The 11104-nt window shown below is 60.6% G+C and carries 8 protein-coding genes; 3 read left to right on the forward strand and 5 right to left on the reverse strand.

Features of this window, described 5'->3' with window-relative positions:
- Positions 1–34: 34 nt before the first annotated feature.
- On the reverse strand, positions 35–2347 hold the full coding sequence (gene metE, locus J2Y86_RS12200; RefSeq protein WP_253431453.1) for a 5-methyltetrahydropteroyltriglutamate--homocysteine S-methyltransferase: 2313 nt from the start codon (positions 2345–2347) through the stop codon (positions 35–37).
- Between the two features lie 119 nt (positions 2348–2466).
- On the opposite strand from metE, the gene metR reads away from it, so the two are divergent.
- On the forward strand, positions 2467–3384 hold the full coding sequence (gene metR, locus J2Y86_RS12205) for a transcriptional regulator MetR (protein WP_017340592.1): 918 nt from the start codon (positions 2467–2469) through the stop codon (positions 3382–3384).
- Positions 3385–3444: 60 nt separating this feature from the next.
- Here metR and J2Y86_RS12210 read toward each other — a convergent pair whose 3' ends face one another.
- The 4 genes from J2Y86_RS12210 to J2Y86_RS12225 form a co-directional block, all read right to left on the reverse strand.
- Entirely contained in the window at positions 3445–3960 is a 516-nt protein-coding gene (locus J2Y86_RS12210; protein ID WP_253440233.1) for a GNAT family N-acetyltransferase, read from the reverse strand.
- A gap of 2 nt (positions 3961–3962) precedes the next feature.
- Entirely contained in the window at positions 3963–4601 is a 639-nt protein-coding gene (locus tag J2Y86_RS12215) for a LysE family translocator (RefSeq protein WP_253431456.1), read from the reverse strand.
- A 24-nt stretch (positions 4602–4625) separates the two neighbouring features.
- On the reverse strand, positions 4626–5060 hold the full coding sequence (locus J2Y86_RS12220; RefSeq protein ID WP_253431459.1) for an NUDIX hydrolase: 435 nt from the start codon (positions 5058–5060) through the stop codon (positions 4626–4628).
- A gap of 247 nt (positions 5061–5307) precedes the next feature.
- Entirely contained in the window at positions 5308–6687 is a 1380-nt protein-coding gene (locus tag J2Y86_RS12225) for an HD domain-containing phosphohydrolase (protein ID WP_253431462.1), read from the reverse strand.
- A gap of 259 nt (positions 6688–6946) precedes the next feature.
- On the opposite strand from J2Y86_RS12225, the gene J2Y86_RS12230 reads away from it, so the two are divergent.
- Positions 6947–9211: a putative bifunctional diguanylate cyclase/phosphodiesterase gene (locus J2Y86_RS12230; RefSeq protein WP_253431465.1), complete on the forward strand. Its 2265-nt coding sequence runs from the start codon at positions 6947–6949 to the stop codon at positions 9209–9211.
- Positions 9208–11082: a putative bifunctional diguanylate cyclase/phosphodiesterase gene (locus tag J2Y86_RS12235; RefSeq protein WP_253431468.1), complete on the forward strand. Its 1875-nt coding sequence runs from the start codon at positions 9208–9210 to the stop codon at positions 11080–11082. Before J2Y86_RS12230 ends, J2Y86_RS12235 begins: the two co-directional genes overlap by 4 nt.
- Positions 11083–11104: the final 22 nt, after the last annotated feature.

Raw genomic sequence — 11104 nt, forward strand, 5'->3', positions numbered from 1 at the left:
GGGAGCGGCTTGTCCGCTCCCGTTCCGGGGTACTTTATGCCAGCTGGCTTCGCAACTGCCGCGCCGCCGCCACCATGTTCACCAGCGCCGCCTCGGTCTCCGGCCACGCCCGGGTTTTCAAACCGCAATCCGGGTTGACCCACAACCGCTCGGCCGGAATCCGCTTCACCGCTTTGCTCATCAACTTGACCATCTCGGCCGTGTCCGGCACCCGTGGCGAGTGGATGTCGTAGACGCCCGGGCCGATATCGTTCGGGTAGTCGAAGGCTTCGAAGGCCTCCAGCAATTCCATGTCCGAACGCGAGGTTTCGATGGTGATCACGTCCGCATCCATCGCCGCGATGGCCTCGATCACGTCGTTGAATTCGCTGTAGCACATGTGGGTGTGAATCTGGGTTTCATCGCGCACACCGGAAGAGCTCAAGCGGAACGCTTCCACCGCCCAGTCCAGGTATTCCTGCCACTGTGCCCGACGCAACGGCAAACCTTCGCGGAACGCGGCTTCGTCGATCTGCACGATCTTGATGCCGGCGCTTTCCAGGTCGACCACTTCGTCGCGCAGCGCCAGGGCCAGCTGCTGCGCCTGGACTTTGCGCGATACGTCTTCACGCGGGAACGACCACATCAGCATGGTCACGGGACCGGTGAGCATGCCCTTCATGACCTTGTCGGTCAGGCTCTGCGCATAAGTGATCCAGTCGACCGTCATGGCGTTCGGACGGCTCAGGTCGCCGAAGATGATCGCCGGTTTCACGCAACGGGAACCGTAGCTCTGTACCCAGCCAAAACGGGTGAACAGGTAGCCGTCCAGTTGCTCGGCGAAGTACTCGACCATGTCGTTGCGTTCGGCCTCCCCATGTACCAGCACGTCCAGGCCCAGGCGTTCCTGGACTTGCACGGCGTGGCGGATTTCACTGTGCATGGCGTCGGTGTAATCGTTGGCCGACAGCTTGCCCTGCTTGAATGCCTGACGCGCCAGACGAATCGAACCGGTCTGCGGGAACGAACCGATGGTGGTGGTCGGGAACGCCGGAAGTTTCAGCCGCGCACGTTGTTGCTCGATGCGTTTGGCAAACGGCGATTGGCGTTGGCTGTCGGTGGCGTCGATGGCGTTGATGCGGGCTTGCACTTCAGCTTTATGAATACGCGGAGACTCGGCACGACTGGCCTGAATCGCCCGACTCTCGGCCAGGGCGGCTTGCACCATGGGCGATTGCGGGTCGTTTAGCGCATCACGCAGCACAGCGATTTCGCCACATTTCTGCACGGCAAACGCCAGCCAGCTTTTCAGTTCAGGATCGAGTTTGTCTTCACGCTCCAGATCCACCGGGCTGTGCAGCAGCGAGCAGGAACTGCTGACCCACAGGTTGTCGCCGAAGCGTTCCTGGGCGAATTGCAGTTGTGCGAGCACCGGCTCCAGTTCGCAACGCCAGACGTTACGGCCGTTGACCAGGCCCACCGAGAGAATCTTGTAGGTCGGCAGGCGATCGAGCACGTGGAGCAGTTGGTCGGGGGCGCGCACCGCATCGATGTGCAAGCCTTGTACGGGCAAACCGACGGCCAGACCGAGGTTGTCCTGCAGGCCACTGAAGTAGGTCGCCACCAGCTTTTTCAGCGGCGAATACTGGAGGATGTGATAAGCGCGTTCGAAGGCATTTTTCCATTCCTGCGGCAGGTCGAGGGTCAGGATCGGTTCGTCGATCTGCACCCATTCGACACCTTGTGCGGCGAGGCGACCGAGGATTTCACCGTAGATCGGCAGCAGGCGTTCCAGCAGGTCGAGCTTGTCGAAGTCATTGCCTTTGGCCTTGCCCAGCCACAGGTAAGTCAGCGGGCCGATGATCACCGGTTTGACGTCATGGCCCAGGGCCCTGGCTTCGTCGACTTCGTCGAACAGCTGTTCCCAGCTCAGCTTGAACTGTTGGTCTGCGCTGAATTCCGGGACCAGGTAGTGGTAGTTGGTGTCGAACCACTTGGTCAGTTCCTGCGCATATTGCGCCTTGCTGTGTTCGCCGCCGCAGCAGGCTGACGTTGCCCCGCGAGCCATGGCGAACAGCGTGTCCAGCGTCGGCAGGCCCTTGGCATTTTTGGCGCTGTCGAAACGCTCCGGGATCACACCGAAGGTCAGGGAATGGGTCAGCACCTGGTCGTACCAGGCGAAGTCGCCGACCGGCAGCAGGTCGATGCCGGCGTCTTTCTGCAATTGCCAGTGGGTGGCGCGCAGTTGGCGACCGACATTTTTCAGCGCGTCCTGATCGAGATCGCCCTTCCAGTAGGATTCGAGGGCTTTTTTCAATTCACGGTCAGCGCCGATGCGCGGAAAACCAAGTGTGTGGGCCAGAGCCATGGTGCGTTCCTTCCTAAATTAGATGCCGTAAAACATGGCCCTATTGTCGACAGCCAACCCAACATGAGACAAACTCAACCTTTTCGTATTGATCACAAGTTTTCCTCATGGAGCCGCCCGTGCTTGAAATCCGTCACCTGAAGACCCTGCACGCGTTGCGCGAAGCCGACAGCCTGGTCGACGCCGCCGACCGTCTGCACCTGACGCAATCGGCCCTGTCCCACCAGTTCAAGGAGCTGGAAGAGCGCATGGGCATGCCGTTGTTCGTGCGCAAGACCAAACCGGTGCGTTTCACCAGCGCCGGTTTGCGCCTGCTGCAACTGGCCGATGCCACCCTGCCCTTGCTGCGCGGTGCCGAGCGCGATATCGCGCGGCTGGCGGGCGGCACTGCCGGGCGCTTGCACATGGCGATCGAATGCCACAGCTGCTTCCAATGGCTGATGCCGACGATCGACCAGTTCCGCGACGCCTGGCCGGAAGTCGAGCTGGACCTGGCCTCGGGTTTCTCCTTCGCGCCGTTGCCGGCCCTGGCCCGTGGCGACCTGGATCTGGTGGTGACCTCCGATCCGCTGGAAATCGCCGGTATTACCTATGTGCCCCTGTTCACTTATGAAGCGATGCTCGCCGTGGCCAATCAGCACCGTTTGGCGAACAAGGCGTATATCGTCCCTGAAGATCTGCTGACGGAAACATTGATCACTTACCCGGTGGAGCGTGATCGGCTGGACATCTTCACCCGCTTCCTCGAACCGGCCGACATCGAACCGGCCCAGGTCCGCACCTCGGAACTGACGGTGATGATGATGCAACTGGTGGCCAGCGGGCGCGGCGTGTGCGGCATGCCGCATTGGGCGCTGCATGAATACAGCTCACGGGGTTATGTGAAGGCCAAGCGGTTGGGTGAGAAAGGGTTGTTTGCGACGTTGTACGCGGGGATTCGCGCGGACATGCTGGATGCGCCGTACATGCGTGATTTTCTGCTGACGGCGAAGGACACTTCGTTTTCGACACTCGACGGTGTCAGCGCGGTTCGATAGCACGACCGGACGACACGGTCCCTGTGGCGAGGGGACTTGTCGGATCGCCACAAAAAGCCGTCATCCCTCAGAATCTGAGGAGATCTCCCGCCACATGTGGACCTTGTCGAAGTACTCGTCACCAACCCGCAGCGCCATCGGCTCCAGACCGAACTGGATGAAGCCGCATCGCTGGTACAGGTTGAACGCCGCTTCGTTGCCGGCGGTGACGGTCAGTTGAACCAGCCGCAGGCCCGGGTGATTTTGCGCCTCGGCCAATACCGCCTGCACCAGTTGATAACCGAGCCCGCGTTGACGGACCTGGCCGGACACGTACATGCCAAACAGCGTCGCCTTGTGCCGGGCTTTTTCACGAGGTTCGAAGGCCAGGCCGACGATGCCCGCCAGTTTCCCTTGCTCAAATGCACCGAACAGCACATCCAGCTTGCCGGTCAGGCGCGACTCCCACCAGCTCAGCGGCATCGTGGCGCGCTCGCGCACGCTGGAGGTGAACGCCTGAGGATGCAAGTCGTAGGCTTCGAGCATCAGCGCCCGATAGTCCAGAGCATGGCTGGCATCAAGCCGTTCAATCCACATGGTCACGCCGCCTTTCGTTGCTCAAGCATCAGCCGTACCGCCAGCGCCGACAGCACAAACCCCATGAAATAGCGTTGCACCGCCAGCCAGGTCGGGTTGTTGACGAACCAGGACGCGATGCCTGCCGCAAACACCGCGATCAACAGGTTGACGCAGAAACTGACGCTGATCTGGGTCATCCCGAGCACGATGCTCTGGGTGAACACCGAACCATGCTCAGGCGTGATGAATTGCGGAAACACAGACAGGTAAAACACAGCGATTTTCGGATTCAGGGCACTGGTCAGAAAACCCATGGTAATCAGCTTGCGCGACGAGTCCGGCGGCAGCTGCTGCGCCTCGAACGGCGACCGCGCTCCCGGTTTGACCGCCTGCCAGGCCAGCCATAACAGGTACAGCGCACCGGCCCACTTCAACACTTCATAGGCGATCGGCACCGCCAGGAACACCGCCGTCAGCCCCGCCGCGGCGGCGAACAGGTGCACGAAGAACCCTGCGACCACGCCGAGCAACGAGGTCACCCCGGCCCTGCGGCCCTGGCAGATCGAACGGGAGATCAGGTAGATCATGTTCGGCCCCGGCGTCAGTACCATCAGCAGCGCGGCAGCGGCGAAGATCAGCAAGTCTTGAAGCGCAATCATGGGCAATCCTTGGTCCGTGAACAGTCAGGCCATCGCGGTCAACGAGGCTCGATAAAACGGCAGGATCAGGTCCCGTGTCAATGGCGCCAGCGTGACATCACCGTCGGTCGCCGGGTCGATCCAGCGCACCTCTTCGATCTCCGCTGCCGGTGACACGTCTGAATCGATCGTTAGCTGAAAGAGTTCGGCCTGTACGATAAATCCCGGCTCATTGGCGGCGGGTGCCGAGAATTGCCCGAGATAGAAGGCATGCGCCGGATCGATGACCAGTCCCAGCTCTTCATCCAGTTCACGGGCCAGCGCACAGGCCGGTTGTTCATGGGCCTCGATCTTTCCGCCCGGCTGCATGAACGCCTCGGTGCCGCGCTTGCGGACCAGCAGGGTACGACCGTCGGGGCCGATCAACAGGGCGGCGGCGATGCGGATGATGCGCGGGGATGGGGAGGATGAAAGGGTCATGGATGAAGATGGGCCTTGGATAAAAGGCAAGGATCACATGCGCGTCGGCGCGTCGTCACGCCGAAAAGAGCATCTGCGAAACGTAGCCACCTGTATGCGAGCTTTTGTGGCGAGGGGATTTATCCCCGTTGGGTCGCGAAGAGGCCCCGGCGTCCGGCGAAACAGACTGAGTTGTCCGGATTTGCAACTGCTTCGCAGCCGAGCGGGGATAAATCCCCTCGCCACAAAAGCTCGCTCCTACAGAGGATCAGTGCAAGGCCTCGGAAGTCTCGCCTCCCTCCAGAATCGCGCCGTTCACCTCTTCCGGCAGCTTCACAAAAATGCTGTATTTCGCCCCTTCCATGGCTTCGAAAGCGATCAGCTTCTCCACCAGCGGTCCGTTCAACACCTTGCCGGCATTGAGCAGCAGCATGCCGTTGTCGGCATTGAGGTTGCGCGCCAGGATCATCCCTGATGCCAATTCCCGGGTGGTCACGACCTTGACCGTCGGATCGGCCAGGGAAACATCGCTCAGGTAGGCGGCACACACCTGAATGAAATCCTCCACCATCTCAGGGTCGTAGAGTTTTCCGGCGTAGCTGCGGATGTACACCAGCGCTTCATCACTGTTCATCTGCCGTTCCAGGATCAACCCGCGCTGCAACTCGATGAAATCCACCGCCAGTTTCAGCAACCGCGAACCGACGGGAATCGCCTCGCCTTTGAGACGGTCGGGAAAACCGCTGCCGTCCCAACGCTCCTGATGGTGAAGAATCAGCCGGGCGGCATCTTTCATCGGGTCGAGCGTCATCAACAGCGATTCGCTCTGTTTCGGGTAATTGCGATAACGCTCACGATCGTTGTGGTGCAGCAGGTCCGCCGGCGCGGTCATCATGCTGTCGGTCCAGCTCAGCTTGCCGATGTTGTAGAGCGCCGCCGCCATGGTCAGGTCGCGACTGGTGCCAGCATCCAGGTCATGGAGCTTGCAGTACACCCGTACCAGCTCGATGATCTGGCGGTTGGTCTGTTTGGCCGGCGGCATGCGCAGGTTGGCGAGCAGCGAGAACATCTCCGTGCCGGTGACGTAGCTGTGCTTGAGCTCCTCGTAGGCGAGGTCGAGCATGTCGGCGGTCTGCTGCAGCTCGGCGGTGCGGGAGGCGACGCGTTTGTCCAGGGTGATGTTGAGCAGCTTCAATTCCTGGTTCTGGTCCCACGTTTCCTGGACCAGGCGCAACCGTTCACGCTCGGAATGCTGATACGCAAGTGATTGCCGCAGTATCAGCAGCATTTCCTCATCGTGCCAGGGCTTGCTGATGTAACGGTGAATCTGCCCGTCATTGATGGCTTTGATAATGGCTGAGGGATCGGCATAACCGGTCAGCATGATCCGGACGGTATCGGGATAACGCTCGTGGATGTGGGCCAGCAGCGTGGCCCCGTCCATGTTGGGCATGCGGGCATCGCTCATCACCAGGTCAATGGGCTGTTGCGCCATGATTTCCAGGGCCTGGGCGCCGCTGGTCGCCAGCAGCACCTCGTAAGGCTGACCGCGTAACAGGCGACGCAGGCTGTTGAGGATGGGTTCCTCATCATCGACCAGCAGCACCTTGGATTTACAGGCGGACGTCGCGGGGAGTTGCTCTTCCATGGCATTACCTCAGGCGAAAACGGGTACAGCGTCATGTCGGGAACCGGGCAAACATCCGCTATCGCCGGATCCTGACCTACAGGCTAGATGATTTTCGCCCCCTCACCGCAATGATTCGTTTCAGTCAGTTGCGCGAACTCCGGTCCGGACGACTATGCTCTGTTGACTCGGATCCATAATCTGTACGTTCGGCCAGGTGGTCAGGGAAAAGGATGACCCTTATGAACACTGCGCATCAAACCGCTGTCGGCCCAGGGACATGGTGATGAATACGCTGCTGGCACGGACCAACCGGCGGATTCTCATCGTCGACGACACGGCTTCGATCCATGAGGACTTCAACAAGATCCTCAGCCCGCCATCGTCCGATGACGACAGCCTGACCAGTGCCGAACAAGCCCTGTTCGGCACGGCGGTGACGTCCAAACTCCAGAGTTTCATACTCGATTCAGCATTCCAGGGCCTCGAAGCGCTGGACAAGGTCGAAACGGCCCTGGCCAACGACATGCCCTACGCGATGGCGTTCATCGACATGCGCATGCCACCGGGCTGGGACGGCCTGGAAACCATCGAACGCTTGTGGCAGGTCGACCCCAAGCTGCAAGTGGCGCTGTGCACGGCCTATTCCGACTATTCCTGGGAAGACATCGACGAACGCCTGGAGCTGGGCGACCGTCTGCTGATTCTCAAGAAACCGTTCGATGCCATCGAAATCCGCCAGATGGCCAGCGCGCTGACCGCCAAGTGGCAAATGACCGAAGACGCGGCGCTGAAGATGTCGCTGCTCGAACAAGCGGTCGAAGAGCGCACCCGGGAACTGTCCGACGCCAACATCATTGTGCAGAACAGCCCGACCATCCTGTATCGACTGCGGGGCGAGCCGTCGTTTCCGTTGATGTACATCTCGCACAACATCACCAAATACGGTCATGTCGCGGCGAAACTGGTGGCCTCGGCCAATTGGGCCAGGGAGTTGATCCATCCCGAGGATCAATCGAAGGTCGACACCGCCATGGAACGGGTGCTGGACCGCCATGCCGCCGGCGCCTCCATCGAGTTTCGGATGCGCACCGGCAGCGGTGAATGGCGCTGGGTGGAAAACCGCTACATCCCGGTACGCGACGACGAAGGCCGGCTGCTGGAAGTCGAAGGCATCATCATCGACGTCACCGAACGCAAGCTCGCGGAGGAAAAAATCGCCCTGCTGGCCCGCACCGACGGGCTGACCGGGCTGGCCAACCGCGCAACACTCATCGAACGGCTACATCAGGCCTTCGCCGCCGCACGTCGCGGCGCGACGCCGTTCGCCATGTTTTACCTGGACCTGGATCACTTCAAACGCATCAACGACACCCTCGGCCACCCGGTGGGCGACTTGTTGCTGCAAGAAGTCGCCCGGCGTATCAAGGCCTGCGTGCGGGAAAACGATGTGGTCGCCCGCCTCGGCGGCGACGAGTTCGCAATCTTGCAGCTGGACGTCAGCGACCCGACCCATTCCGCCGCCCTCGCCACCAAGGTCCGCGATGCGCTGGTGCTGCCCTACTCCCTGGACCGCAACGATGTGCGGGTGTCGGTCAGCATCGGCATCAGCAGTTACAGCGCGACCATCACCAGCGCCGACGGCCTGTTGACCCAGGCTGACATGGCGCTCTATCGCTCCAAGGAAAAGGGCCGCAACCAGTACCACTTCCATTCAGAGGAGATCAATCAGGAAGTGGTCGAGCGCATGACCATCGCCAGCGAGTTGCGAGAGGCCATCGAACACGAAGAACTCGAACTGCGTTACTGGCCGGAAGTCGACCTGAGCAGCGGCAAGATCCTCGGGATGGAAGCGCAGGTCACCTGGAATCACCCCGAGCGCGGCTTGCTGGAAGCTTCCGCGTTCCTGCCCGCCGCCGAAAAGACCGGCACGATCATCGCCCTCGGTCATTGGGTGCTGGACCGGGCCTGCCGGCAGATGCGCCAGTGGCGTGATGAAGGTGTCGCACCACCGGTGATCGCGATCAAGCTGTCCCTGGCCCAGCTCAAGAGTGGCCCCGAACTGATCTATGACGTGTTGCGCACCACCGCGCGCTGGGAGCTCTGCGCCGCGGACCTGCGGTTCGACGTCACCGAAGCGACGCTGGCCCAGACCAAATGGACCCACAACGACGTACTGCCGCGCTTGCGTGATCTGGGCGTGAAGATCGCCATCGACGACTTCGGCACCGAGTATTCCTCGTTCGATTACCTCAAGACCTACCAGGTCAATCACCTGAAACTCGCCCAGGCCTTCATCGACACAGCCGCTCGCGATCCGTCCAGTGCCAACACCTTGCGCGCCATCATCAACTTCGCCCGGGACGTCGGGATCGGCATCATTGCCGAAGGCGTCGAAACCCAGGAGCAGCGCAGTTCGCTGATGGCCACCGGCTCACCGATGAACGCCCAGGGTTATTATTTCAGCAAGGCCGTCAGCAGCCAGCAGGCCGCCGAGTTGCTGAAAGCCGGAAGCATCATGCCGTCCACGGAGGACAAAGGATGAAAGTGCCTTTCGTGCGGACCAACCGGCGCATCCTGATCGTTGACGACACCCCTTCGATTCATGAGGATTTCCGCAAGATCCTCGGCGCTGAAACGGAAGACGAACAGAGCCTGGCCGGCACGGAAGCCGCCCTGTTCGGTACGCTGCAAATCGAGCGCCTGACCTTCCAGCTCGACTCGGCCTATCAGGGTCAGGAAGCCCTCGAACTGGTCAAGCGCGCATTGGCCGAAGGTCACCCCTACGCCTTGGTGTTCACCGACATGCGCATGCCGCCCGGCTGGGACGGCCTGGAAACCATCGAACAACTGTGGAAAGCCGATCCGCACCTGCAAATCGCCTTGTGCACGGCGTATTCGGATTACACCTGGGAAGCCATGGCCGAACGGCTGGAGTTTGGCGACCAGATGCTGGTGCTGAAAAAACCCTTCGACAGCCTGGAAATCCGCCAGATGGCCAGCGCCCTGACCTGGAAATGGCAGATGGCCCAGGACGCGGCGATGAAGGTGCTGAGCCTGGAGCAAACCATCGAGGCGCGGGTTCACGAGTTGCTCAAGGTGTCCCATTTGTTGCAGTACGACGTGTTGACCGAGTTGCCCAACAGCACGTTGCTGGGTGACCGGCTGAACCAGTCGCTGGCGTTGTCCCGACGCCATGACAAGCAACTGGCGGTGATGTTTCTTGGGCTCGATCGCTTCAAGCGCATCAACAACGCGCTCGGCCATCCGGCCGGTGACAAAATGTTGAAACAGGTCAGCCGCAATCTGGTGGCCACCGTGCGCGAGAGCGATTCAGTGTTTCGCTATGGCTCCGACGAGTTCGTGGTGATCCTCGCCGATATCCGCCATCCCCAGCAGACAAAGGGCATCGCCGAAAAACTCTTGAACGCCATTCGCGCCCCCCTGCACATCGCCGGGCATGACCTGAGCGTGACCGCGAGCCTGGGCATCAGCATTTATCCCGATGACGGTTTCGACGCCATCGAGCTGATCAAGAAAGCCGAAACCGCAATGCGCAACATCAAGGAAAGCGGCCCGAACGATTTCAGTTTTTTCATCGATGAAATGAACAAGCGCGCCCGGGATCAGCAAAGCATCGAGACCGGTATTCGCCTGGCGCTGGAGCGCAAAGAGTTTGTCCTGCATTACCAGCCCAAACTGGATCTGGGCAGTGGCCAGGTGGTCGGCGCCGAGGCCTTGATTCGCTGGCAAAGACCCGGGCATGGATTGGTCTATCCATCGGAGTTCATCGGTGTGGCCGAAGACAGCGGTCTGATCGTCCCGCTGAGCAAATGGGTGCTGGCCGAGGCCTGCCGACAAGCCTGCGCCTGGCAGGCCCGCGGGCTGCCAAAAATCTGCATGTCGGTAAACATGTCAGCCATCGATTTCCGTCAGCGGGACTTTGTCGATGGCATCGAACGGACTCTCGAGCAGACAGGCCTTGATCCGGCCTTGCTGGAGCTGGAGATCACCGAAGGCGTGTTGATGCAAAACATCGATGTCACCGTCACGTCTCTGAATCGGCTCAAGGCATTGGGAGTGCGGCTGGCCATCGATGACTTCGGCACTGGCTATTCCAGCCTGAGTTACTTGCGGCGCTTTCCCATCGATGTGCTGAAAATCGACCAGTCGTTCATTCGCGGCTTGAGCAACGACAGCAACGACGCCGCCCTGGTCAGCGCCATCATCAGCCTGGGCCGTAGCCTCAAGCTGAACATCATCGCCGAAGGTGTGGAAACCCTCGAACAACTGAATTTCCTCAGGGCCCATCAATGCGAGGAAGGCCAGGGTTACTTCTTCAGCAAAGCCGTAGAACCGGACACCTTCGTCCAGTATCTGTGGTCCGTGAAGCCCGCTCCATTTAACGCCACGTGAACGATGCGCTACGACACACGGG

This window comes from Pseudomonas migulae (genome assembly GCF_024169315.1).
Taxonomy (GTDB): domain Bacteria; phylum Pseudomonadota; class Gammaproteobacteria; order Pseudomonadales; family Pseudomonadaceae; genus Aquipseudomonas; species Aquipseudomonas migulae_B.

Coding starts and splice junctions, on each gene's coding strand:
- metE (WP_253431453.1), bottom strand. CDS start 2,347: ATGGCTCTGGCCCACACACTTGGTTTTCCGCGCATCGGCGCTGACCGT.
- J2Y86_RS12210 (WP_253440233.1), bottom strand. CDS start 3,960: ATGTGGATTGAACGGCTTGATGCCAGCCATGCTCTGGACTATCGGGCG.
- J2Y86_RS12215 (WP_253431456.1), bottom strand. CDS start 4,601: ATGATTGCGCTTCAAGACTTGCTGATCTTCGCCGCTGCCGCGCTGCTG.
- J2Y86_RS12220 (WP_253431459.1), bottom strand. CDS start 5,060: ATGACCCTTTCATCCTCCCCATCCCCGCGCATCATCCGCATCGCCGCC.
- J2Y86_RS12225 (WP_253431462.1), bottom strand. CDS start 6,687: ATGGAAGAGCAACTCCCCGCGACGTCCGCCTGTAAATCCAAGGTGCTG.
- J2Y86_RS12230 (WP_253431465.1), top strand. CDS start 6,947: ATGGTGATGAATACGCTGCTGGCACGGACCAACCGGCGGATTCTCATC.
- J2Y86_RS12235 (WP_253431468.1), top strand. CDS start 9,208: ATGAAAGTGCCTTTCGTGCGGACCAACCGGCGCATCCTGATCGTTGAC.